This window comes from Sphingobium sp. B1D7B (genome assembly GCF_025961965.1).
Taxonomy (GTDB): Bacteria; Pseudomonadota; Alphaproteobacteria; order Sphingomonadales; family Sphingomonadaceae; genus Sphingobium.
In genome coordinates this window covers 835,476-859,895 of the sequence record NZ_JAOQOR010000001.1, presented here as the reverse complement: position 1 = coordinate 859,895, position 24,420 = coordinate 835,476, and the positions used below count along the sequence as shown (strand labels likewise).

Genomic DNA, 24,420 nt, shown 5'->3' with positions numbered 1-24,420 from the left:
GCCCCGTAACACGCTCGTCAGTAGCGGCGCCTTACACCTTGTCGGCGTAGAGCATCCGTCCGGGGCCGAGCCAGTCGAGCAGAGGGTTGATCTGCGTTTCGCTCACGGCAAAGCAGCCCTCGCTGCGCCCCAGCTTGCCGAGGCGCTTCACCATGTCGTCATTGCTGTACCAAGCGCCGTGAATCACGATGGCGCGCGATTCGGCATTGTCGTTGCTCGTCTCCAGCCCGATCAGCCGCTGCGAGCGGCCATGCTGGCCAGTATAATGAGCGCCGGTAAGATAGGCCCCGCGCGAGCTGGCGTTGGAGCCGGGCGCATTGCTGAAGCTGTGCAGGAAGCCGCTATGCGCCGGATCGGACCCACGCCCGTGCGCGACGGTCAGCAGCCGATGGAGGCCGCTCTCGCGATCGACCAGCAGCATCCGCGCGGCGGCCGAGGGCAGCGAGAAGTCCACCACGACGAACCGGTCGCGCAACTTGATGCTATACTGGTCCATGGCCGCTTCCGCCTTGGCAACGAGCTTGGCCCATTGCGGTGGCGTGCGCACGGCGGCGCGCACACTGGCAGGCACCAGAGCAGCCGATGCGGCGGCTCCAGCGAGCGTAAGAAACTGACGGCGATGCACAACGGACATGACGGCTCTTTTCGATCAATCGATGATTGCAACGCGCCCCGCATCCCGTCCCCACGGAGGCTTCGATAGATCGGAAAATAGGGGAAGAGCCCTCATTTGCCAAGTTCCGTGCGGTGCATCGTGCCTTTCGATGGCCGCACGTTGGGGAAGAAAACCCCACGACCTGACCACCCCGTGCTCCTGCGAAGGCAGGAGCCTAGGGCGCATGGGACCGCCTAAACCGCCCTGGGCTCCTGCCTTCGCAGGAGCACGTAGTGGGTGGGTGGAGAGCATTTGATCGCCTCAAACGGGCCGACGCGGGACATGATTATCTCGGCTGGCGGCGGCCCGTGACCAGCCGAGCCGGATGCACACCGCACCCAGCCCGCCTCTTCACCCCTTCATCCCTCGAGCTGCTTCTGCAGCGTGCGGATATCCGCATCCATCTCGGGATTATCGAGACGCATCGCCTCGATGGTCTTCACGGCGTGGATCACCGTGCTGTGGTCCCGTCCACCGAACACGCGGCCGATTTCCGGCAGCGAGCGCGGCGTGAGCTTCTTGGCCAGATACATCGCCACCTGACGCGGACGTGCAACCGCACGGGCGCGACGCTGTGAGCGCATTTCGGACTGGTCGATCCGGTAATGAGCCGCGCACAGCTTCTGGATCTCGTCGATGGTGATGCGCCGGTGGCTGGCTCGCAGCGATTCGGCCAGCATCGACTGTGCCAGTTCGGTGGTGATCGCCTTGTCGACGAGCTGGGCATAAGCCACCAGCTTGTTGAAGGCGCCCTCCAGCTCCCGAATGCTGGTGCGGATGGCCCCGGCGAGCAGGGCGATGACGTCGTCCGGCACCGCAATGTCCGCCACTGCTTCGCGCCGCGCTTCCAGAATTTTCATGCGCAGCTCGAGGCCTGCAGGCTGGATGTCGGCGACCAGCCCGCCGGCGAGGCGGGACAGGATGCGCGGATCGACCGAGCCAAGCTGCTGGGGCGGCCGATCGGCGGCGATCGCGATCCGCGCACCGGCATCGATGAGATCGTTGAGCGTATGGAGGAATTCCTCCTGTGTCGGCCCCTTGCCGGCGATGAACTGGATGTCGTCGACCAGCAGCATCCGTGCTTCGCGCAGCCGGGCCTTGAACGAGAAGGTGTCGTTGGCGCGAATCGCCGCCACGAACTCGTTCATGAACCGCTCGGCCGACATATAGAGGATCGCCCCCTCCCTCGGCTGCGCACCGGTGCTGCCGCCAAGCGTCTCACCATAGGCCTGCGCAATGGCGTGGAGGAGGTGCGTTTTGCCAAAGCCGGTCGGGCCGTGGATGAACAGCGGATTGAAGGCCGGGCGGGTCGCGCCGGCCATGGCCTTGGCAGCCGACGCCGCCAGCACATTGCTCTCGTCCGTCATGAAGCCGGCGAAATCGTGACGCGGCTCGAAGCGTTGCGCAGCGCGCCGCCCCGCCGACTCGCGGTTGGTCGATGCGTCTTGCGAGGACGCAAGCGCCCGCGCCGACTGGCCCGGACGCGCCGTGCTCTCCTGTGGGCGGAAGCCGCGCGGGGTGACCGGCACCGTTTCAGGCGCTTCGCTGGCTCGAACGATGCGCAGGTCATGCACGCCGACCGGCGTCGTGCGCCAGGCCAGAGCAATACGGGTGGCGAAATTGCTGGAAACATAGCTCGCCGCGAATTCCGACGGCGCCTCGATATCGAGCGTGCCGGACTGGGCGCAGAAGCTGCCCAGCCGCAACGGCCGAATCCATTGATCGAACAGGCGAACCCCGACGGCCCTGCGCAGCCCCGCGCGGATCTCCGTCCATGCCTGTTCCAGCGCCTCGCGCTCGGGCTGCTCGCCGATGTCGGCTGGCCCGATGCTGTCGGCAACGCTGCTGAAATGTTGCTGATTCACGTGTTGCCCCATGTCTTCCCGATCCCCGATCGTCCTACTCCTCGCAGGTGATCTGCCGTCAGACGCTGGACGCGAAAATCCCTCGCGGGAGTGCCCCTCCCACGTCCAGTGTTCAACTCAGACCGCTGTATGACGAGGCTACGATTCGAGCCCCGCCGAGGGCAAGTTGTGGCAGTGCTCGCCCCCCCGATCAAGCACGCCCTCTGTCAAAAATCTGAAATAAAATGCTTGACCACGGAATCCCGACCGGAAGGACGGTTAAACAGATAAACCACTGATATTTAGCATGTTTTTCCAGCCTTGGGAGGCCAGAATTGGCTGCGCCCGCTGCGAATCGTTGGGATTCCGAAGATCAGGTCACGGCGCTCCTGGGCCCCGAAAGTTTAACCGTTCGGACACCATTTGCGCTTGTCCTCTTCTTGTTCTCACGCGGCCCGCTCAGCGCGCTCCGTCGGGTTCCATCGAGGCCTGCGACTCGGACGTCCAGCCACCGCCCAATGCCTTGTGGAGTGCAATCGCCGCCTGAACCGCACCCGCCTGCGCGCGGTTCAGCTGCTGCATCGCCGACTGGCGCGCCAGAGCGGCCCGCGCCAAGGCGAGCCGGTCGTCCTCGCCAGCGGCCTGGCGGCGGGACACCAGCGCATAGGCAGCCTCTTCCCGCGCCAGCGTCTCGCGTGCAGCGGTGAGCCCCTCCACGCTGCGGTCGAATCGATTGATCGCGTCTTCACTGTCCGCCAGCGCGCCGACCACGGCGCCATCATAGCGGGCCGCCGCTGCCTGCGCGCGCGCATCGGCCGCACGCACCATCGCCCGCGCCCGCCCGCCGTTAAACAGCGGCCAGAACAGGCCGCCCCCGCCCTGCAGCCGGGTGCTGTCCCCGCTCACCAGATCGCCGATCGCGCGGGCCTGCTGGCCGACAGCCAGGCTGAGCGACAGGCGGGGGAACAGATCGGCCCGCGCCGCGCCGATGTCGGCCGTGGCTGCAGCCAGCTCCCGCTCGGCGCCGAGAATATCCGGCCGACGCCGCAACAGCTCGGACGGCAGGCCCGCCGCAATGGCCGGCGGCGGCGCGGGAATAGCGCCCGGCTGCTCCAGTTGCGGGACCAGCGCGGCGGGTTCCTTGCCGACCAGCCGCGCCACCTGCACCGCCGCGCTCCGCACGCCGGCCTGCGCCTGCGTCACCGCGAGCCGGGCGGTCTCGGCCTCGCCCCGCGCGCGGCCGGCATCGATGGCATTGGCTTCGCCAGCACGCTCCAGCAGCCCCGCCAGATCGGCAAGCTGCGTGCGCGCGGCCAGCATCTCCTGCGCGACCGCCAGATCCGCCTGCGCCTGCCGCAGACCAACATAGGCCCGGGCCAGCTCCGCGATGAGCTGCATCCGCACCGCTTGCGCCGAGAGCGCCGCCGCCTCGCTACGCGCCTGCGCGGCCTCACTCTGGCGCGCCTGCCGGCCCCACAGATCAAGTTCCCAACTGGCGTCGAAGCCGACATCAAACAGCGGGAAGTCCCGCGCGAAACCGGGGATCTGGCCCACCGGCATCTGGCCATTCTCGCTCAGCACCACCTGATTGCCGCTCGCACTCGTCGTCACCTGCGGCAGGCGCCCGCCGCGCACGGCATCGCGATTTGCCCGCGCCTCCGCGACCCGCGCCTGTGCCTCGCGCAGATCGGGATTGCCGGCCAGCATCTGCTCGACCAGTCCGTTAAGCATGGGATCGTGCAACTGCTCCCACCACCGCTCGGCCTGCACGGCGCCCGTCCCAGCCTCGCCCAGCCAGCGATCCGCCAGTTGGGTCTGCGGCGGCGCATAGGCGGGACCGAGCGCACAGGCGGAGAGCAGCAGCGGTGCCAGCGCAGCGCCGGCGAGCGGAGGGAGAGAGGTAACACGCATGGACTTCACTCCATTCGGGCACGGAACAGCCAGGCCGCCGCGCTCAGAGAGACGAGGGCTATGACACCAAGCGGCCAGAGCTGATGGAACACGACGGCGGCGGGCATGGCCTTCAAGAACAGGCCCTGCACGATGATGAGGAAATAGCGGACCGGATCGGCGTGCGTAATGATCTGCAACCAGTCCGGCATATTCTCGATCGGCGCGGCATAGCCGGAGAGCAGGATGAGCGGCACGGTGACGATGAACGAGCCGAGAAACGCCTGCTGCTGCGTCATCGACATGGCCGAAACGAGCAGACCCAGGCCGATGAGGGCAAGCTGGTAAAAGAGCATCGCGATGATGAAGAGCAGGAAGGAGCCGGTGAAAGGCACCCCGAAGGCAACCTGCGCCACCACCAGAAACAACACGCCATTGACCATGCCGACCAAGAGCGGCGGCACCATCATGCCGATGAGAATCTCATGCACCCGCATGGGCGAGACCATCAGCTGATCGAACGTCCCAAGTTCCCGCTCGCGGGCCACCGCCTGCGAGGTGATGGCGATGCCGGCGATGGAGATGATCAGCGCCACCAGCCCCGGCAGGGTGAACCACATATAATCGAGGCTGGGATTGTACCAATGGGTCACCGCGCTGCCGCCGGCCATGCGCGCGCTGATCGGCGCCAGTTCCGCGCCATAGCCCGCCGCGATCTGGTTCACATAGCCCGCAACGATCTGTGCGGCATTGGACCGGCGGCCATCCAGCACCAGGCCCAGCGTGGCGCTTTGGCCTCGGGCCAGCCGCTGGTCGAAATCCTCCTGAATGACGAGCGCCGCAAGCACCTTTTGCTCGTCGATCGCCTCTTCCATCGCCGCCATGGAGGGCAGCACGATGACGTCCCGAAAGCGCGGACTGCCCTCGATCCGTTGGAGCAATTCCTGCGCATGGGCGCCGCCGGAGCGATCGACGAGGCCGATGTCGACATTCTTGACGTCCAGCGTGGTTGCGAAGGTGAAGATCAGCAACTGGATCAGCGGCGGCAGCACGAGCACGATGCGCGACTTGGGATCGCGCAGCAGCGCCCAGATCTCCTTGACGATCATCGCGCGCAGGCGGGTGAACCGGGCGGCCATCAGTCAAGGCTCCGCCGCGTGGCGCGGAAGCAGAGGATGAAGAACAGGAGGCCAAAGCCCAGCATGATGAGGATGTTGGGCAGGATGATCGCCCAGATGTCTCCGGCCATGAACACGGTTTGCAGCGCGGGAATGAGGTAGCGCGCCGGCACGGCATAGGTCAGCGCCTGGATCGGCCAAGGCATCGATCCGATCTCGAAGATGAAGCCGGAGAGCAGGAAGGTCGGGAGGAAGGAGGCGAGCAACGCCACCTGACTGGCCACGAACTGGTTGCGCGTCGTGGCCGAAATGAACAGCCCCAACCCAAGCGCCGGCAGCAGAAAGGCGGCGGCGATGGCGAACAGGGCGAAGATCGACCCGTGGAAGGGCAGACCGAAGGCGGTCACCGCGATCACCGTGCACAGCGCCATGGAGACCATGCCGAGCAGGAAATAGGGCAGCACCTTGGAGAGGATGAACTCGGTCATCCGCATCGGCGTGGCCAGCAGCGCCTCCATGGTGCCGCGCTCCCATTCACGCGCGACGACCAGCGCGGTGAGCAGCGTACCGATCATCGTCATCACGATGGCGATGGCGCCGGGCACGAGGAAATAGCGGCTCTGCAGGCCCGGATTGAACCACATGCGCTGGGAGACATCGATGGGCGGCGCAGCCCTGCGCCCGAGGCGCATCCCCAGCTCGTCGGCCATCCATGTCTGGCGCACCCCCTCGGCATAGCTGGCGACGAAATTCGCCTGATTGGGCTGGGTGCCATCGGTGACGATCTGGATCGGCTGTGGCGTGCCCTGCACCATGGCCCGGCCGAAATCGAGCGGAACGACGACGAAGCCACGGATCGCCCCCTGCTGCATCAGTGTACGGGCGGGCAGCACGGCATTGAGCCGGGTGACCTGGAAATAGGGCGAATGGGCATAGGCCTGCGCGAGCCGCGCGGCCGGCGCGCTGTCATCCTGCACGACCAAAGCGATCTTGGTGTCGCGCGGATCGAGGGAAATCGCATAGCCGAAGAGGAAGAGCAGCAGCAGCGGCATCGCAAAGGCGATGAGGAAGGTCGAAGGGTCGCGCCGGATTTGGGCATATTCCTTGACGATCAGCGCCAGCAGCCGGCGGCGCGAAGAGCCTGCCATGGCGCCGGCACTCGCCTCCACCTGCGCCAGCGTCGGGTCGGGATCGGTCCCACTCATGCCGCGGCCTCCGCGTCCCGGTGGGCGTCGGACGCCTCGATGAGCGCGATGAACGCATCCTCCATCGTGGGATCATCCTTGCCGGTCAGTTCGCCGGCTTTCGCCTTGAGCGAGTCGGGCGGGCCGCTGGCGATCTGCTGCGCGCGATAGATGAGCGTCACATCGTCGCAATATTCGGCCTCGTCCATGAAATGAGTGGTGACCAGCACCGTGACGCCGCGCCGGACGAGTCCGTTGATATGCGTCCAGAACTCGCGGCGCATCACCGGATCGACACCGGATGTCGGCTCATCGAGGAACAGCACCGGCGGCTCGTGCATCACCGCGCAGGCCAGAGCGAGGCGCTGCTTGAAGCCGAGCGGCAGCGTCCCGGCATTGCGCTTGAGGTTGCCGCCGAGCTCGAAAATGTCGGTAACCCGCTCGATCGCCGCGCGCGCCTGCCCGCCGGACAGATCATAAGCGCCGGCGAAGAAATCGAGATTCTGGGCAACCGACAGATCGCCATAGAGCGAGAATTTCTGCGCCATATAGCCCAGCGATCCGCGGGCCTGTGCGGCGGCCCGGCGCAGATCGTGCCCGGCGACCGATCCGCTGCCCTCGCTCGGCGTGAGCAGGCCACACAGCATCTTGAACGTGGTCGATTTGCCGGCCCCATTTGGCCCCAGCAGGCCGAAAATCTGCCCGCGCGGAACCGTGAAGCTCACATCGCGCGCCGCCGTGAAGTCGCCGAATCTTTTGGTTAGCCCCCTGGCCTCAATGGCGGGTGCGTCGCTGGCGGGAATCTCGCGATACGCCGCCGCCAGCGCGCTGGTCCCTTCCGGCCCGCCCCCCAGCCGCTCGATGAACCCATCCTCGAAGCGCGCAGGCGCCCGAGACACCTGCGTTTCCGGCCCCATATCGAGCGCGTCGGCATCCGGCACCGGATGGCCCTCGCCGATGAGCAGGCGGATCGCGCGGCCCTGCAAGGTACCGTCGATCACGTCAGGCCGGTCGAGCGCGCGGATGAGCGCCTGCCGCCGGCGCTCGGCAAAACCGGTGACCCGAATCACGCGGTCGCTGATCGCATCGGTCAGCGTGGCCGGCGGACCCGTGAACAGCGTTCGCCCCTCGCTCAGCAGATACACCGTGTCGCACATCTCGGCTTCATCGAGATAGGCGGTGGACCAGAGCACGCCGATGCCCTCCTTGGTCAACTCGGCAACCATGGCCCACAGCTCGCGGCGGCTGATCGGATCGACGCCCACGCCCGGCTCGTCCAGCAGCAGCAATGGCGGCGTGCTCACCAGCGCGCAGGCCAGGCCCAGCTTCTGCTTCATGCCACCCGAGAGCTTGCCGGCCGGGCGCGCCTGAAAGCGGGCGAGATCGGTGAATTCGAGCAGGCGCTTGAAGACGCTCTCCTGCGCATCGCGCGGCAGACCCCGCATCTCGGCATAAAGGACGAGATTCTCACGCACGGTCAGGTCTTCATAGAGGCCGAAGCGCTGCGGCATGTAGCCGATCGAATCAAGGCGGTCGGCCGGCGGCGCGCCGAGAATGGAAACGGCGCCCTGGTCCGCCCGCATCAGCCCGGCCAGCACGCGAATCAACGTCGTCTTGCCGGCGCCATCCGGCCCGACCAGCCCGGTGACCTTGCCCGGCACCACCACCAGGTCGACCCCGCCGAGCGCACGTGTGTCGCCGAACGCTTTCACGATCCCCGTGGCCGTCGCGACCGGCTGGCTATCGCCAGCGACTGGCGCGAGGTCACTCATATCGGCCTGCCGCCGTTATTCCGTCGCGATGGCGACGTCCCGCGCATGGTCAGCGCTTCGCTGTGGGGGCGGGATCGGCGATGGCAACGCTCACCGGCTGGCCCTGCCGCAGCTTGCCGTCCGGATCATCCACGACGATCCGCAAGCGATAGACCAAGTCGGTGCGCAGGTCGCTCGTCTCCACCGTCTTGGGGGTGAATTCCGCGCGCGGCGAAATATAGCCGATGATGCCGGAATAGGATTTGGGGTTGCCGTCCGCCGTGATCGTGACCGTCATGCCCGGGGCTATCCGGCTGAGCTGGTTCTCCGCCACATAGGCCCGCACGCGCACCGGGCGATCGATGGCCAGCGTGAAGACGGTTTCGCCCGGCGCCACGATCGCGCCGGGTTCGCGCGCACGGGTCACCACCACACCATCCACGCTCGCGAGCAGGCGGGCGTCATCGAGATCGGTGCCAACGCCCTTGCGGGATGCCTCTGCCGCCTGCAGCGCCGCGCGCGCCGCCTCGATATCTTCGCGCCGCGCGCCGGTGCGCACCAGGGTCAGCGCCGCCTGCGCTTCAGCGAGCTGGGCATTAGCGCGATCGCGCATGGCGACGGTCGATTCCCACACATCGCGGCTGATTGCGCCCGGGGCGACCAGCGGCTGCCGGCGTTCATAGTCGCGCTGGGCATCGCGCGCCGCCGCCTGCGCTGCCGCAAAGCGAGCCTGCGCCTGAGCGACATCTTCCGGCCGACTGCCGCGCTGGAGCTTGAGCAGTTCCGCGCGAGCCTGCGCCACGCGCGCATCGGACTGGGCGACGGCGCTATCGATGGAGGCCCGGTCCAGCTCGGCCAGCAGCATGCCCTGCTTGACCCGCTGGCCTTCCTCGACCGGGATCTGCGCGATCCGTCCGCCGACCCGGAAGCCGAGATCCACTTCCCGAATGTCGACATTGCCATAGAGCGTCAGAGGCCCGTCATCCCGCCCCAGCAGCCCGAAGCCGCGCGTGCTCACGGCAGCGATCAGCATGACGGTGACGATGATGAGCACGATCAGGCGCTGGCGGGTCATGGCGTCATTCCTCGGTGAGCAGGGTTTCGGCGGACTTGAGCAGGCTGGCGACCAGCGCCTCGCCCGTGGCGGAATCGAGATCGGGCACTTGCATGGTCCGCACCACGCAGGCGCGGCCGAGGCGCAAAATCAGCGCCATGCCCATGATATGGAGGATCAGCGGGCGGCGCTCCGCTTCCGCGAGCGAGGGCCGTGCGACCGCGGAGAGAAGAATCGCGGTCTCCACCAGCGGCCCTATCAATCCATCGTAGAGGCGCGTGAAGGCCTCGGTCGGGTGCTGCTGCTCGCGGGCCACGAACTGCGCAAAGGTCGCCGAGCGCGACGAGAGCAGGAAGCGCGCCAGCGTCTCCAGCAGCGCCAGCATCTGTGTGCGGGCCTGCGCGGGCGTCTGCGGTGGCTGCTTCTCGATGATGGCGATCAGCGGCGCGTAGATACTCCCCACGACGGAGGCGATATGGTCGGCGCAGGCGAGGTAGAGCCCTTCCTTGGAGCCGAAGTGATAGGTGATCGAGGACATCGCCGTCCCGCTGGCGCGGGCAATTTCGCGCGTGCTTGCCCCATCGAAGCCGAAGCGGCCGAATTGCTCAAGAGCTGCCTCGATAATCTGCAACGGAAGATCGCTTCTTGCAGGGCTTTCCGTGTCCACGGATGCGGCCCCGATATCCGTCGCGAGCGCTTTCTTGCGCGTGCGGGTTACGGCCTCATGCATTTTTCTTTGCCCGTCATGGCGTGGCGGACGTGCTGGTGGCACGTCCCTGAACCGCTCGATCTCGACATCCTTCGTCGAGTGGCGTTCAACGATGACCAGCACAATGACGATGGAGACCGCATGAAGGATATTTGTTCGATCGAACGAACAATGTCAAATGGTGAGAGTAACCGTCAGGAAGGCTGGTTTGAACCGCTGCGACGCCCTAGCGACCCGTAGGAGCCTCCTCCTCGCGCCCCTCGAAAGGTTGATCCAGCGTGGCCTTTGAATCCGGCGCATCCGTCTTGGCACGGGCCTGCCCCTTGCGGCGGCGCAGATTGGCCCGCAGCGCTTCGGCGAGCCGGCGTTGGCGGTCGGAGGGCGGGGTACTCATGCCCTTGCTTTACGAATCCGGCTTTTGCGCTGCAAGTCGCCTTGACAAGGCCAGACGGTAAGGCCATAGGCGCGGCCTTGCTGACGCGGGGTACCCCTGCGAACGGCAGTGCTGCCGTAGCTCAGTGGTAGAGCGCATCCTTGGTAAGGCTGAGGTCGCGAGTTCAATCCTCGCCGGCAGCACCATTTTCCCCATCTGCTGTGAAGAACGCAGCGCCCGCCCCTGAAGGGCGGTTGCGGGCCATGATAAATCATCGACTTACGGCGCATGAGTGGCGCTGCAGACACACCTCACCCCGGTGAGTAAACGTGTAATCGACGTTTATTTGCCCCCTCCCCATCGCTCCCTACCTTTCAAGCACGGTTCAAAACATCTGAAAGGTATCCGTCATGAAGTCATCACTGCTTTACACCGCTGCGTTGCTGCTGAGCGGCGGCATTGCCGTGCCAGCCATGGCGCAGGACACCGCAGCGCCGGCTACTGCACAGCCGGCCGCCCCCGCGTCGCCAGCCTCGCCCGCAGCGCCGGCTTCTCCTGCCACGCCGGCCGCACCGGCTACGGCAGCAGCTCCCACGAGCTTTACGGATGCGGAGCTGGTCGGCTTTGCCAAGGCCGCTATCCAGGCGGACAAGATCCAGAAGGACGCAACGGTCGCTGCGGACGCCAAGCAGGAGCAGATGCTCGCCGCAGTGCAGTCCAGTGGCCTGACGCCGGCGCGCTACAACGAGATTGCCCAGGCGACCCGGACCAATCCGGATCTCGTGAAGAAGATTCAGGAACTGGCCTCGGCCGACATGGCGACGCAGCAGCCGGCGACCGCGAATCCTTAAGACGCGGCGCGCACAACGCTGAAACGAATAGGGCGGCTCCCTCCGGAGCCGCCCATTTTCATGCCCGGTTGTCCTGCGCCTTCACCCGCAATCGCCACGCATGAAGCAGCGGCTCGGTATAGCCGTTTGGTTGCGCGACGCCCTCGAACACCAAGGCCCGTGCAGCTTGCAGGGCGAGGCTCTCCGGATGGCCTGCCATCGGTCGATAGAGCGGATCGCCGGCATTCTGTGCGTCGACCTTGGCCGCCATCTTCTCGAAGGCCGAATCGACCTGCGCCGGCGTACACACGCCATGGAGCAGCCAGTTGGCGATATGCTGGGAGGAAATGCGCAGCGTCGCGCGATCTTCCATCAGGCCGATGTCGTTGATGTCCGGCACCTTCGAACAGCCAACCCCCTGATCGATCCAGCGCACGACATAGCCGAGAATCCCCTGCGCATTATTCTCCAGCTCCTCGACGATCTCCTGCTCGGACCAGTTGGTGCCGGACGAGAGTGGCACGGTGAGCAGGTCCGAAAGCGGCGCCACCGGCTCGCGGCCGCGCCCCTGCTGGCGCGCCGCCACATCAACGGTGTGATAATGCGTCGCGTGCAGCGTCGCCGCCGTCGGGGAGGGCACCCAGGCCGTGTTCGCCCCGCTCATGGGATGCGCGATCTTCTGCTCAAGCATGTCGGCCATCCGGTCCGGCGCCGCCCACATGCCCTTGCCGATCTGCGCCCGGCCAGAGAATCCGCAGGCCAGACCGATCTGCACGTTGCGATCCTCATAGGCCTTGATCCAGGCGGCGCTCTTCATGTCGCCCTTGCGGATCATCGCCCCGGCTCGCATCGATGTGTGAATCTCATCGCCCGTCCGGTCGAGGAAGCCGGTGTTGATGAACACCACCCGATCCTTGACCGCCGCGATGCAGGCCATGAGGTTGGCGGACGTCCTCCGCTCCTCGTCCATCACGCCGACCTTGATCGTGTGCCGGTCCATGCCCAGCATATCCTCGATCGCATCGAACAGATCGTTGGTGAAGGCGCATTCCTCCGGCCCGTGCATCTTGGGCTTCACGATGTAGACGCTGCCGGCGAGACTGTTGCGCATCGGGCCGGCGCCCTTGAGATCGTGCAGGGCGATCAGGCTGGTGACGATGCCATCGAGAATGCCCTCGGGCGCCTCGGCGCCATCGGGCAGCACAATCGCCGGCGTGGTCATCAGATGGCCGACATTGCGGACGAGCAGGAGGCTGCGTCCCTTAAGCGACCATTCCGACCCCTCGCGGTCCTTGAAAACACGGTCCTGATTGAGCCTGCGCGTCTGCGTTTTGCCGCCTTTCTCGAACGTCGCAGAGAGGTCACCCTGCATCAGCCCGAGCCAGTTGGCATAGGCCGCCACCTTGTCCTGCGCGTCCACGGCCGCGACCGAATCCTCAAGATCGACGATGGTCGAGAGCGCCGATTCGATCACCACGTCAGCCATGCCCGAGGGATCATCCTTGCCGATGGGGTGATTGCGATCGAACACCACCTCGATATGCAGGCCGTTCTTGCGGAACAGGCGGCCCTTGGGCGTCTGGCCGACATATTGGGTGCCATCCGCGATCGCGAAGCCCTTGGCGGGATCGCCCATGTCCGCCCAGCTTCCGGACACCAGCGGCACAGCCTGGTCGAGAAAGGCCTTGGCCCAGGCGATGACCTGCGCGCCGCGCTCGGGATCGTATCCGCCCGGCCTGGCCGTTCCCGGCAAGGCATCCGTGCCGTAGAGCGCATCGTACAGGCTACCCCAGCGCGCATTGGCCGCGTTGAGCAGGAAGCGGGCGTTGAGCACCGGCACCACCAATTGCGGACCGGCCAGCGTTGCGAGCTCGGCATCGACCTTTTGCGGATCGATGGTGAAGGGCGCCGGCTCTGGAACGAGATAACCAATCTCGCGCAGGAACGCCTCATAGGCCGGCTGATCGATCGGTTGGCCGGCCCGCGCCTCATGCCAGGCATCGATCTGCGCCTGAAGATCGTCGCGCTTCGCCAGCAACGCCCGATTGCGCGGTGCAAAATCGGCGAAGATCGCCGCCGTCCCGGCCCAAAAGGCTTGCGCAGTCAGCCCCGTACCCGGCAGCGCGCGCTGCTCGATGAAATCGGCCAGTTCCTGCGCCACCGAGAGCCCGGCGCGGTCCACCTTGTTCGTCATGCCTTGCATCCCCGCCGTTCAGCCCTGCGCCTTGAGGCCGGCCGCTGCCAGCCCGGCCAGCGCGGCCGCTTCGTCATTGTCCGATGTGTCGCCGGTCACCCCGACCGCGCCGATCGCCACGGCCTCATCGTCGACGATGATGACGCCACCGGCGGCCGGGATCACCGCATGCGGCGCGGAGGCCGCAAAAGCGCCGATGAACCAGGGCCGCTCCTGCGCCATGTCCCCCAGCTTGCGCGAGGAAACGCCCATGGCGAGCGCGCCGGCCGCCTTGCCCGTCGCCACCTGCGCGCGCGCGAAAGAAGCGCCATCGCCACGCTGAAAGGCGATCAAATGCCCGCCCGCATCCACGACGGCGGCGCTCAGCGGTTTGAACCCTGCGGCCTGCCCTTTCGCGAAGACACCCTCGATGACCGCATTGGCCTGTTGCAAACTGATCCGGCTCATAAATCTGTTCCTTCCGCTCACGTGCGATCATCGGGATTTGGCTGTACGTGGACATAGCCGGCCCGTTCAGTCGAGACCAGCGAAGTCCGCGTCGAATCAGCCGCGAAGCGCAATGCCCTGCTGGCGACAGGGCATACGTTGCGGCAACTGCCCAAATGCTAACGCCCCGGTCACAAAGCGGTTCAGCATCGCGCCAAAACGCATTATGGGGCGGCCCACACTCCGCACTCGCGATGAAATACGAGGGACGTCATGACCGATACCAAGCTGATCGCCACCATCGATGCCGCATGGGAGGACCGCGCCAATATCGGCCTGTCCACCACGGGCGACGTCCGTGCGGCGGTGGAGAAGGCGCTGGCGCTGCTGGACAGCGGCGAGGCACGCGTTGCCGAGCCCACCGGGAATGGCTGGCAGGTCAATCAGTGGCTCAAGAAGGCCGTGCTGCTCTCCTTCCGTCTCAACGACAATACGTTGATCGACAACGGTCCCGGCGCCGGCCACTGGTGGGACAAGGTGCCCTCCAAGTTCGCCAACTGGGGCGAGGCGGATTTCCGCGCCGCGGGCTTCCGCGCCGTGCCCGGTTCCATCGTCCGCGCCGGCAGCTATGTCGGCAAGAATGTCATCCTGATGCCCAGCTTCACCAATATCGGTGCGTTCGTGGGCGAAGGCACGATGGTCGACACCTGGGTGACGGTCGGCAGCTGCGCGCAGATCGGCAAGAACGTCCACCTCTCCGGCGGCGTCGGCATTGGCGGCGTGCTGGAGCCGCTGCAGGCCGACCCGGTGATCATCGAGGATGACTGCTTCATCGGCGCACGCTCGGAAGTCGTCGAGGGCGTGCGCATCGGCCAGGGCTCGGTGCTGTCGATGGGCGTGTTCATTGGCCAGTCGACCAAGATCGTCGATCGCGCCACCGGCAAGGTCTATATGGGCGAGGTGCCGCCCTATTCGGTGGTTGTGCCCGGCTCGCTCCCCGGCAAGCCGCTGCCGGACGGCACGCCCGGCCCGAGCCTCTATTGCGCCGTCATCGTCAAGACCGTCGACGCGCAGACCCGCTCCAAGACGGGCATCAACGACCTGCTGCGCGACTGATCAGGAAAGGGGGCGGGGCCAGACCTCGCCCACCTTCCCCTATTCCTCAGGCGGCTTTGAGCTGGCGCAAATCCCGTCCGCTCGGCTCCTGGAAAACCCGCAAATCGAAGGAGTCCAGCACCGCCAGCATATGGTCGAAGATGTCGGCCTGGATCCCCTCATAGGCCGCCCAAGCCGTGGTGGTAGTGAAGCAGTAGATTTCCAGCGGAATGCCCTGCGGCGTCGGGTCCAGTTGCCGCACCAGCAGCGTCATCTCCTTCGAGATGCGCGCATTGGCCCGCAGATAGGCGGCCATATAGGCCCGGAATGTCCCGAAATTGGTGACGCGCCGGCTGTTCACCGGATCAAGGCCGTCATGGGCGATGCGGCTGTTCCATCGCTCCAGCTCCGCCTGCTTCTCCGCCAGATAGTCGCCCAGCAGCGCAAAGCGGCGCAGGCTCTGCTCTTCCTGATCGGACAGAAACCGCACGCTGGTCTGGTCGATCATCAGCGAGCGCTTGATCCGCCGCCCGCCTGATTCGGACATGCCGCGCCAGTTCTTGAAGCTCTCCTCGATCAGCCGGTGAGTCGGGATGGTGGTGATCGTCTTGTCCCAGTTCTGCACCTTCACCGTGTGCAGCGCGATGTCGATCACGTCGCCATCAGCATTGAGCTGCGGCATCTCGATCCAGTCACCGACGCGCAACATGTCGTTGGAGGTCAGCTGGACGGACGCCACCAGCGACAGGATCGTATCCTTGAACACCAGCATGATGACTGCCGCCATGGCGCCAAGGCCGGACAGCAGCAGCAGCGGCGACTTGTCCATCAGCTGGGCGATCATCAGGATCGCCGCCGCCGCAAACAGCACGATCTTGAGAACCTGGATATAGCCCTTGATCGGCCGGTTCACGGCGTGCGGCCGCCGCTGGTAGAGATCGTTGACGAAGGTCAGTGCATGGCTGAGCGCCAGCACGATGGTGAGGATCACGAACGCGCCCGCCACATTCTGCACCACCGTCACCAGCGACGGCGGCAAATGCGGCACGGCCGCGATTCCGCCCGAGACTACCATAGCCGGGACGATATTGGTCAGCCGGGCCACCGCGCGGCCGAGCGCAGGCGTATCGTGCGGCAGGACGCGCAGCGCCATGCGCAGCAGGATCGACTTGAAGATGAAGTTCGCGAGCGCCGCGACCGCGATCAGGATTGCCAGCCCGGCGAGGCTTTCAGCCCAGGCCGGCAAACCGGCGAACCACCGATCAAAAAGGGGAATGGAAAAGGAAGGGTCGGTTGCCGTGGGAATAGAATCAATCATGACAAAGGGCGCGGCCGCGAGAGGGGCCGGCGATAAGCTCCTGTTTTATCGCAAATTGGGCGGCCAACCTGCCTGCCTTTAGGCATGAAGTCAAACCAGCGGCCGGATTGTGCGGGCCGCTGGCTGCGCCAGACGATCTAGACCGGCGTTGAAATCTTCATGAGGACGAGGCCCGAAACGATCAGCGCAGCAGCGGTCAGCCGCAGCACTGTAAGCGCCTCCCCAAAAAACGCGATGCCGACAGCGAATGCGCCGAGCGCGCCGATGCCCGTCCAGATCGTATAGGCCGTGCCGAGTGGCAAAACCTTCAGCGACCAGGCCAGGCAGGCAAAGCTGAGCAGCATCGCCGCGATCATGACGAGGGTGGGCCATAGCCGGGTGAAGCCATCCGACTGCTTCATGGCCGTTGCCCAGACGACCTCGAATAACCCCGCGATAAAAAGCGCAATCCACGCCATGAAAGCCTCCTGAAAGCGCCGGGCCGTCCCGGTCTTGACGTCAGAGGCGGGAACGTGGTCGCCGCAAGGAAAATTTAGGCGCCACACCACGCCCGATCAAGGGCAGTTACGCCCTGAGGTGATCATCCCCTCAGCCGCCGCCGAGCAGGCGCTGGCGGAGGCGTTCCATGCCGATGGCGTCAATGGCGACTGCCCGGTCGGGCGCCTTGAGCACCTCGGCCAGATAGCCAAGCGTCTGCGCGGCAAGATCGAACTGCTGCAAGGCGGTCGCCCGGCTCGTGACATCCACCGTTTCGACCAGTTGCGTGCCGAGGTCTTCGATCAGATGCCGCAGCCCATCCAGTTCCTCGGCGATCCGCCGATCCAGCTCCGCAGTCGGGGCCGAGGCGCGGGGCGCCGCCCCAGCCGGAGCGGGCCGTGATGACGGCAGAGGCGCATCGACGCGGGGCTGCCCGGTCTGACTTGCGGCAGCGATCCAATTGCCCTCGCGCCAGCCGGACACCGAAATCGTGCCCTCAAAGCGCACGCCACAGCGATTCTTGTCCACCCAGATGACCGTGGCGCCCATCTCAAGCTGCAAGCGCCGCAAGATGAGGCCTGCACCGACCGGCGGCAGCGCAGCGCCTTCCAGCAATGCGCCGTGCTCGGAGAGATTGCGGATGCGCACCGGAGCGGCGATCCCCTCCGCCTCAATAGTCGCGGACAGGAGCAGATTCGTGCGGGAAGGCCGAGCGGCCGCTGGGTTGGACTGGTCTGCCGGCATCGGCACAATCGGCTTCCTATCCAAAAAACATTCTCTAGATCCGTCGCTCGGCCCGGCGTCCGTCCGACCTCCCGGACGTCTGCGGGGCTGAGGAAATCTCCCCGCAAATAGCAGGCTCGCTTGCCGGCGCAAATCCCATCCGTCGACTCGCGCCCAATGCCGCGTCCCGAAATGCGCCGAAGGGGCCGCGTTGCAATTGATTAGCGCCGGCGCCGGCACGTGCCTATATCGACGCTATGGCACCACCCAGAAAGCCCACCCGTCCCCAGCCCGCCGGCCTGCCGACGCGCGAACAGATCCTCGATTTCATCAGCAATGCCGATCAGCCGGCAGGCAAGCGCGAGATCGCCAAGGCCTTTGGCCTGCGCGGCAATGAGAAGATCGCGCTCAAGGCCCTGCTGCGCGACATGGCCGACGAAGGTCTGCTTGAAACCGGCAAGGCGAGAGCGTTCAACCTGATGGGCGGCGTCCCTAAGGTGACCGTGCTGCGCGTGGTCGAGTCCGATGGCGGTCAGGTCATCGCCGTGCCGGAGCGCTGGGAAGCCGAGGGCCACCCTATTCCCAAGCTGCGCGTCATCGAGCGCGGCAAGCGCGGCGCTCTGGGCGTTGGCGACCGGATTCTGGCGCGCACCGAGCAGGCCGGTCATGGCTGGGTCGCCCATCCGATGAAGAAGCTGGCCGGCGCGACCGAGCAGATGCTCGGCGTGGTCGCCAAGGACGAACGCGGCAAGCTGATCCTGCGTCCCGTCGACAAGCGCATCCGCTATGAGACGCCGATCAGTGACCAGGGCGATGCGCAGCCGGGCGATCTCGTGCTGGCCGAGAAGAGTGGCCGACCGCCGCGCGTCACCGCGCGGGTGACGGACGTACTCGGCGACCCCTTCCAGCCGCGTAGCTTCAGCCTGATCGCCATTCACAAATATGGCATTCCCGACATGTTTCCCGAGGAGGCCGAGGCCGAAGCGGCGAAGGTCCACGACCTGCCCCTCCACGCCGATGCGCGCGAGGACCTGCGCGCCCTGCCCATCGTCGCGATCGACCCGGTCGATGCCCGCGATTTCGACGATGCCGTATGGGCCGCGCCGGACGATGATCCCGCCAATGAAGGCGGCTTCAAGGCCATCGTCGCCATTGCAGACGTCGCTTATTATGTACGGCCCGGCTCGGCACTGGATCGCTCCGCGCGCAAGCGCGGCAACAGCGTCTATTTCCCCGACCGTGTCGTGCCGATGCTGCCGCACGCGCTCTCGTCGGACATGTGCTCGCTCAAGGCAGGCGAGGATCGCGCCGTACTGGCCTGCCACCTCGTCATCGGACCGGGCGGTGCGCTCAAATCCTGGCGCTTCACCCGCGCGATCATCCGCGTCGCCGCCAACATTCCTTATGAGATGGCACAGGCCGCCGTGGACCGGGTGGAAGGCAAGCCCGGGCGGACCTTCTCCGACACCCGGCTCGACATCGGCCTCATCGACCGCCTCAAGGGCGATGGGCTGATCGACGACGCACTGGTGCCGCTCTGGGCTTGCTGGCGGGCGCTGGCCAAGGCCCGCGATGCCCGTGGTCCGCTCGATCTCGACCTGCCCGAGCGCCGGGTGGTGCTGGACGAGGAAGGCCGCATCGTCAGCATCGCCATCCGCGAACGGCTGGATGCGCACCGGCTGATCGAGGATTTCATGGTCACCGCCAATGTCGCTGCCGCCAAGGCGCTGGAAGCCAAGAAGGCGCCGGTCATGTACCGCGTCCATGAGCCGCCGAGCCGTGAGAAGCTGACGACGCTTAAGGAGTATCTTGAAACCTACGGCATCAGCCTAGCGCTCGGGCAGGTGATCACCACCAAGACCTTCAACCGGCTGATCGAGCAGATTCCGGATGATGCCGCCGCGCGGCCGCAGATCATGGAGCAGATCCTGCGCAGCCAGACGCAGGCCTATTACGGCCCGCGCAATCTCGGCCATTTCGGCCTGTCGCTCGGCTCCTATGCGCACTTCACCTCACCGATCCGGCGCTATTCGGACCTTTTGGTGCATCGCTCGCTGGTCGGCGCCTATGGGCTGGAAATGCCCGCCCCGGCGGACAAGTCGCTCCCGCGCGACACGCGGCTCTCTTCGGAAGACGTGGCCGATCTCGCGCCCATCGGCGAGCGGATCAGCCAATATGAGCGGCGTGCGATGGAGGCGGAGCGTGAAACCGTCGACCGCTATGTCGCCGCATTTCTGGCGCAGCATGTCGGCGAAATCATGGCCTGCCGCATCACCGGCGTGCAGAGTTTCGGCTTCTTCGCCACCGTCGTCGAACTGGGCGGCGATGGACTCGTGCCCGTCTCGACGCTCGGTGGCGAATATTTTCGCTATGACGAGGTGCAGCAGGCGCTGATCGGCGAGGATAGCGGCGACCGCTATGCCATGGGCGACCGCATCGACCTGCGCATCGCCGAATCCGACCCGGTGAGCGGCGCGCTGCGCTTCGAGATTCCGCACGGCGCCAGCCACATGCCCGAACGCAAGGACCGCCGCCGTCCGGGCAGTGCGCCCGTCCGCCGCACCGGACGCCCGCCGAACATCCGGCACACCGCGCGCCGCAAGGGGCCGGTCAAACGCCGCTAATCGCGCGGGACATTGGATGAAGGGGCGCTCCATCTAGGCGCGCCCCGTTGCTCATTCCTGCGCTGTCAGGTCAAAAGGCATAGAACAGAGAAAACTGCAGCACAGGGTAAACCTTGTACTTGTTGACCTCGTCGTCGACGTCCGCCTGTTCCTTGAGCAACTGCTCCTGGAAAGCCGCGTTGGTCGCGAGGCTACCGGTGGCGCGCAGCGCATCCACGCGCGGCGTGCCTTGGAACATGGCGCCGGCGTCCACGCCGAACTTGATGCCGCGCGTCAGGCCACCCGCATAACCCACGGTCAGCAGCGGGGCGAAGTCCTTGGCGCGGATCGTGCCGGAGAGCGTGCCGATCTCACTCGGGGTATAAGTAACATCGCCGATGGTGACAGGCTCGGTCGGCGTCGCCGTAGCGCTGACCCGGTTCTTGGCGATGCGGAAACCACCGGAAAGCCGGAACGCGCCGCCGAACGGATAGACGTCCGCGACGGCGCCATAGGACTCGAGCTTCAGCTTGCCCTCATAGGTCAGGTCGTTGACGTCGATGTCATGGCTGAAATCGAAGAAGGACGCGCTGGCTCGTACGCCAAACGTCTCATTGATCCTCATCCCCACTTCCGGCCCGGTGCCGAGCGTGCCGGCGGTGACGCCAACCGAGTAACGCGCATCTTCTGCGAAGGCGGGCGACACCGCCAGAAGCGTGGCGGTGCTCAGTGCGAGACAGGTCTTCATCTTGATAGGCATTTTGCTTTCCCCCCAAATGTCGTGAGGGCGCGCTCATGCCCGAGCCGGGTACAGGCGTCATATCCTGTCAGGGATATACGCCGCGGAAGCGATCACTGTGTTTGGGCGGCCGATTATTCGTGCTGCCGGCCGAAGTCAGGCGCGGCGTCGTCCTGCCCTTGCTCGATGATCGAGCGGCGGATCGCCCGCGTCTTGCTGAAATGCTCGAACAGCGCGTCGCCATCGCCCCAGCGAATGGCCCTTTGCAGTTGCGAGAGATCCTCCGAGAAGCGCTGAAGCATCTCCAGCACCGCGTCCTTGTTGGTGAGGAAGACATCGCGCCACATGGTGGGATCGGATGCGGCGATGCGGGTGAAGTCGCGAAAGCCGCCGGCCGAATATTTGATGACTTCGCTGCGCGTCACGCTCTCCAGATCATTGGCCGTGCCCACGATCGTATAAGCGATGAGGTGCGGCAAATGGCTGGTGACGGCCAGCACCAGATCATGATGCGCGGCATCCATGATCTCGACATTGGCGCCCAGTCGCTGCCACAGCGCCTCGACCCGCGTGACCGCAACCGGATCGGTCCCGGCCGGCGGCGTGAGGATACACCAGCGGTTGCGGAACAGCGTCGCAAACCCTGCCTCCGGGCCGCTATTCTCCGTGCCGGCAACCGGATGTGCCGGCACCAGCGTCACGTCGGGCAGGACCCGGTGGATGTCGGCAATGATGCTCGCTTGGGAGGAGGCCACCTCCGAGAAGATGACATCGGCTGCCAGATCGTCGCGAATGGCCTCGGCAACGGGTGCCATCGCGCCGGGGGGGACGCACAGCACAACCAGATCGGCGTCGATCACCGCCGCCCCGGGCGTGTCCGTCACATCGTCGCATAGGTCGATCCGGCGCGCGGTCTCCCGCACTTCCGGATTGGCATCGTGCCCGACCACCCGCACGGTCGGCGCATAGGCCCGCAGGGCGCGCGCCAGCGACGAGCCGATCAGGCCCAGTCCGATGATGGAAACGCGCGAAAAGGGCAGCATCAGGCGCCGACGATCCGGCGGAGTGCAGCGACGAGCCCCTTCATGTCTTCCGGCGTGCCGATGGTGATGCGCAGGGCGTTGGGCAGATCCTGCCCGGGCAGCCAGCGCACGATATAGCCCGCGTCCATCAGGCCCTTATAGGCCGTCTCGGCGCTCGTCTTGCCCTCGAACAGTACGAGGCTGAAATTGGCCTTGGATGGCACGGCGCGCAGCCCCTTGTTGCTAAGCGCCCCGATCTCGGTCTCGAACCAGGCGCGCCATTCGCTGTTGTGCGCGCGGCTCTTCTCCACGAAGTCCTGGGCCTCCAGCGCCGCGACCGCCGCGCGGGACGAGGCGATGGGGAAGGAGAAGGGCTGGCGAATACGATGCATCGCGTCGATCACCGCCGCGCTGGCATAGCCCCAGCCCACCCGGCCGGCAGCAAGGCCGAAGATCTTGGAGAAGGTGCGCGTGACCAGCACATTGGGTGCGGTGCGGGCCAGCTCCAGCCCGCCATCGTCATCCTCGGCGTCGAGATATTCGCTATAGGCCTGATCCAGCACCAGCAGCACATGCGGCGGCAGTCCGGCATGCAGGCGGGCGATCTCCGCGCGGGGCGTGAACGTGCCGGTCGGGTTGTTCGGATTGGCGAGGAACACCAGCCGGGTGCGATCCGTGACATGGGCCAGGATGGCATCGACATCCGTCGCATAATCCTTGTCCGCCACCTCGACGGGCACCGCGCCGACGCGACGCGTCGCGATGGGGTAGACGGAGAAGCCATAGCGCATGAAAATGATCTCATCGCCCGCGCCCGCGAAGGTGCCGGCAGCCATGTGCAGCACTTCATCCGACCCCGTGCCGTAGATGATCCGTGCCGGATCGAGCCCATGCCGCTGCGCAATCGCCTCGCGCAGTTCCACCGCAGCGGAGTCGGGATAGCGCTCCAGGCAGTCGGCAGCGGAGCGGAATGCCGCGCGCACTGGCTCGGCTGTGCCGAAGGGATTTTCATTGGACGAAAGCTTCACGACCTCGCGGCCATCGTCCGCCTTCGACTTGCCCGGCACATAAGGCGCGATGGCCATGATCCAGTCTTTGGCGGCGGGTGCGGCGGGCTTTTGGAGATCGTCTGTCATGGCGTGGCGCTTTAGCCCCGCTGTGCGCAATTGGCAAAGGCCTGTGCGATTCGCCCAAACCTCCGCGAGGATGCGGTCCACCGCCCCGCCCGGCCGGCCCGATTGACAATGCCCGTTCTTCGGCTCAAGCGCTGGATCATGTCCATGGAGAGTGCCATCGCTTCCACAGACCAGCGCTTCGGCCTGCGGCGGTCTATCCGGCTGGCAGGGCCGCTCCGGCTCGATAGCGGCGCCAGCCTGACGCCCGTCGAGATCGCTTACGAAACCTATGGCACGCTGAACGCGCAGGGCAGCAATGCCGTGCTGATCTGCCATGCGCTGACCGGCGACCAGTTCGTGGCGTCGGAACATCCGGTGACCGGCAAGGCCGGCTGGTGGACACGCGCCGTGGGACCCGGCAAGCCGATCGACCCCGAGCGGCATTTCATCATCTGCGCCAATGTGTTGGGCAGTTGCCTCGGCTCTTCCGGCCCGGCCAGCATCGATCCTGCCACCGGCGCGCCTTTTGCGATGCGCTTTCCCGTCATCACCATCGCCGACATGGTCCGCGCGCAGGCGATGCTGCTCGATCATCTGGGCGTGGCCCAGCTTGCCGCTGTGGTCGGCGGCTCGATGGGCGGGATGCAGGCGCTGGCATGGCCGACCCTCTATCCGGAGCGCGTGCGCGCCGTGCTGGCGATTGCCACTACCGCCCGTCACAGCGCGCAAAACATCGCCTTTCACGAAGTGGGGCGCCAGGCGATCATGGCCGACCCGCGCTGGCGCGGTGGCGACTATTATGCGAGCGGCGAGCCCCCGGCTGCGGGCTTGGCGGTGGCGCGCATGGCCGCGCACATCACCTATCTTTCCGAAGCCGGGCTGACCGAAAAGTTCGGCCGCAAGCTGCAGGCGCGGGAGACGAAGACCTTCGGCTTCGATGCCGACTTTCAGGTTGAGAGCTATTTGCGCCACCAGGGCATCAGCTTCGTCGAGCGGTTCGACGCCAACAGCTATCTCTACATCACGCGGGCGACAGATTATTTCGATCTGGCAGAGGATCATGGCGGCAGTCTGGCCAATGCGTTCGCGCGGACGCAGGCGCGCTTTTGCATCATCAGCTTCGACACCGACTGGCTCTACCCGACGACAGAATCGCGCAACATCGTCCACGCGCTCCATGCGGCCGGTCGGGCCGCGACCTTCGTCGAGCTGTCGAGCCCCTTTGGCCATGACAGCTTCCTGCTGGACGCGCCCGAGATGAATCGCGTTCTGGATGGCTTCCTACGAGGCGGTGCGTGAC

General features: G+C 65.9%; 21 protein-coding genes and 1 tRNA gene. 5 read left to right on the top strand and 17 right to left on the bottom strand.

Annotation, left to right across the window (positions count from 1 at the left end; translation table 11 throughout):
- Positions 1 to 31: 31 nt before the first annotated feature.
- From M2336_RS04000 to M2336_RS03960, 9 genes are all read right to left on the bottom strand, one after another.
- Positions 32 to 634 carry a murein L,D-transpeptidase catalytic domain family protein gene (locus M2336_RS04000; protein WP_264574062.1) on the bottom strand — a complete coding sequence of 201 codons (603 nt, stop codon included), beginning with the start codon at positions 632 to 634 and terminating at the stop codon, positions 32 to 34.
- 380 nt (positions 635 to 1,014) lie between these two features.
- Positions 1,015 to 2,532: a chromosomal replication initiator protein DnaA gene (gene dnaA / locus M2336_RS03995; RefSeq protein ID WP_264592568.1), complete on the bottom strand. Its 1,518-nt coding sequence runs from the start codon at positions 2,530 to 2,532 to the stop codon at positions 1,015 to 1,017.
- A 426-nt stretch (positions 2,533 to 2,958) separates the two neighbouring features.
- Positions 2,959 to 4,410: an efflux transporter outer membrane subunit gene (locus tag M2336_RS03990; protein ID WP_264592567.1), complete on the bottom strand. Its 1,452-nt coding sequence runs from the start codon at positions 4,408 to 4,410 to the stop codon at positions 2,959 to 2,961.
- 5 nt (positions 4,411 to 4,415) lie between these two features.
- On the bottom strand, positions 4,416 to 5,528 hold the full coding sequence (locus M2336_RS03985; RefSeq protein ID WP_264592566.1) for an ABC transporter permease: 1,113 nt from the start codon (positions 5,526 to 5,528) through the stop codon (positions 4,416 to 4,418).
- Entirely contained in the window at positions 5,528 to 6,712 is a 1,185-nt protein-coding gene (locus tag M2336_RS03980) for an ABC transporter permease (protein ID WP_264574058.1), read from the bottom strand. Before M2336_RS03980 ends, M2336_RS03985 begins: the two co-directional genes overlap by 1 nt.
- On the bottom strand, positions 6,709 to 8,463 hold the full coding sequence (locus M2336_RS03975) for an ATP-binding cassette domain-containing protein (protein WP_264574057.1): 1,755 nt from the start codon (positions 8,461 to 8,463) through the stop codon (positions 6,709 to 6,711). The genes M2336_RS03980 and M2336_RS03975 overlap by 4 nt, the downstream gene beginning before the upstream one ends.
- Before the next feature lie 49 nt (positions 8,464 to 8,512).
- A complete protein-coding gene (locus tag M2336_RS03970) occupies positions 8,513 to 9,517 on the bottom strand; it encodes an HlyD family efflux transporter periplasmic adaptor subunit (protein ID WP_264574056.1) in 1,005 nt (334 codons plus the stop codon).
- Positions 9,518 to 9,521: 4 nt separating this feature from the next.
- Complete coding sequence (locus M2336_RS03965) at positions 9,522 to 10,226, bottom strand: CerR family C-terminal domain-containing protein (protein ID WP_264574055.1); 705 nt, start codon at positions 10,224 to 10,226, stop codon at positions 9,522 to 9,524.
- Positions 10,227 to 10,431: 205 nt separating this feature from the next.
- Positions 10,432 to 10,599, bottom strand: coding sequence for a hypothetical protein (locus M2336_RS03960; RefSeq protein ID WP_181560989.1), 168 nt, complete (start codon positions 10,597 to 10,599; stop codon positions 10,432 to 10,434).
- A gap of 110 nt (positions 10,600 to 10,709) precedes the next feature.
- Between M2336_RS03960 and M2336_RS03955 the strand changes: the two genes are divergently transcribed.
- Positions 10,710 to 10,784 (top strand) — tRNA-Thr (locus M2336_RS03955).
- 204 nt (positions 10,785 to 10,988) lie between these two features.
- On the top strand, positions 10,989 to 11,429 hold the full coding sequence (locus M2336_RS03950; protein ID WP_264574054.1) for a DUF4168 domain-containing protein: 441 nt from the start codon (positions 10,989 to 10,991) through the stop codon (positions 11,427 to 11,429).
- A gap of 58 nt (positions 11,430 to 11,487) precedes the next feature.
- On the opposite strand, the gene M2336_RS03945 is transcribed toward M2336_RS03950, so the two are convergent.
- Positions 11,488 to 13,602, bottom strand: a complete 2,115-nt coding sequence (locus tag M2336_RS03945) for a malate synthase G (RefSeq protein WP_264574053.1) — start codon at positions 13,600 to 13,602, stop codon at positions 11,488 to 11,490.
- 18 nt (positions 13,603 to 13,620) lie between these two features.
- Positions 13,621 to 14,049 (bottom strand): GlcG/HbpS family heme-binding protein, encoded by a 429-nt coding sequence (locus tag M2336_RS03940; RefSeq protein WP_264574052.1) that lies wholly within the window; start codon positions 14,047 to 14,049, stop codon positions 13,621 to 13,623.
- Positions 14,050 to 14,301: 252 nt separating this feature from the next.
- Here M2336_RS03940 and dapD point away from each other — a divergent pair, with 252 nt between their 5' ends.
- A complete protein-coding gene (gene dapD / locus M2336_RS03935) occupies positions 14,302 to 15,144 on the top strand; it encodes a 2,3,4,5-tetrahydropyridine-2,6-dicarboxylate N-succinyltransferase (RefSeq protein WP_264574051.1) in 843 nt (280 codons plus the stop codon).
- A 46-nt stretch (positions 15,145 to 15,190) separates the two neighbouring features.
- Here the strand turns inward: dapD and M2336_RS03930 are convergent, their stop codons facing one another.
- The 3 genes from M2336_RS03930 to M2336_RS03920 form a co-directional block, all read right to left on the bottom strand.
- Positions 15,191 to 16,441 carry a mechanosensitive ion channel family protein gene (locus M2336_RS03930; protein WP_264574050.1) on the bottom strand — a complete coding sequence of 417 codons (1,251 nt, stop codon included), beginning with the start codon at positions 16,439 to 16,441 and terminating at the stop codon, positions 15,191 to 15,193.
- Positions 16,442 to 16,578: 137 nt separating this feature from the next.
- On the bottom strand, positions 16,579 to 16,899 hold the full coding sequence (locus tag M2336_RS03925) for a DMT family transporter (protein WP_264574049.1): 321 nt from the start codon (positions 16,897 to 16,899) through the stop codon (positions 16,579 to 16,581).
- Between the two features lie 130 nt (positions 16,900 to 17,029).
- Positions 17,030 to 17,662 carry a PilZ domain-containing protein gene (locus M2336_RS03920; RefSeq protein ID WP_264574955.1) on the bottom strand — a complete coding sequence of 211 codons (633 nt, stop codon included), beginning with the start codon at positions 17,660 to 17,662 and terminating at the stop codon, positions 17,030 to 17,032.
- A 236-nt stretch (positions 17,663 to 17,898) separates the two neighbouring features.
- Between M2336_RS03920 and M2336_RS03915 the strand changes: the two genes are divergently transcribed.
- Positions 17,899 to 20,265, top strand: coding sequence for a ribonuclease R family protein (locus M2336_RS03915; RefSeq protein WP_264592565.1), 2,367 nt, complete (start codon positions 17,899 to 17,901; stop codon positions 20,263 to 20,265).
- A gap of 70 nt (positions 20,266 to 20,335) precedes the next feature.
- Here M2336_RS03915 and M2336_RS03910 read toward each other — a convergent pair whose 3' ends face one another.
- From M2336_RS03910 to hisC, 3 genes are all read right to left on the bottom strand, one after another.
- A complete protein-coding gene (locus tag M2336_RS03910) occupies positions 20,336 to 21,004 on the bottom strand; it encodes a hypothetical protein (RefSeq protein WP_264592564.1) in 669 nt (222 codons plus the stop codon).
- A gap of 113 nt (positions 21,005 to 21,117) precedes the next feature.
- Positions 21,118 to 22,026 carry a prephenate/arogenate dehydrogenase family protein gene (locus M2336_RS03905; RefSeq protein ID WP_264574046.1) on the bottom strand — a complete coding sequence of 303 codons (909 nt, stop codon included), beginning with the start codon at positions 22,024 to 22,026 and terminating at the stop codon, positions 21,118 to 21,120.
- Complete coding sequence (hisC, locus tag M2336_RS03900) at positions 22,026 to 23,141, bottom strand: histidinol-phosphate transaminase (RefSeq protein ID WP_264592563.1); 1,116 nt, start codon at positions 23,139 to 23,141, stop codon at positions 22,026 to 22,028. Before hisC ends, M2336_RS03905 begins: the two co-directional genes overlap by 1 nt.
- Before the next feature lie 138 nt (positions 23,142 to 23,279).
- On the opposite strand from hisC, the gene metX reads away from it, so the two are divergent.
- Positions 23,280 to 24,419 (top strand): homoserine O-acetyltransferase MetX, encoded by a 1,140-nt coding sequence (gene metX, locus M2336_RS03895; RefSeq protein ID WP_264574044.1) that lies wholly within the window; start codon positions 23,280 to 23,282, stop codon positions 24,417 to 24,419.
- The last annotated feature ends 1 nt before the right edge of the window (position 24,420 follow it).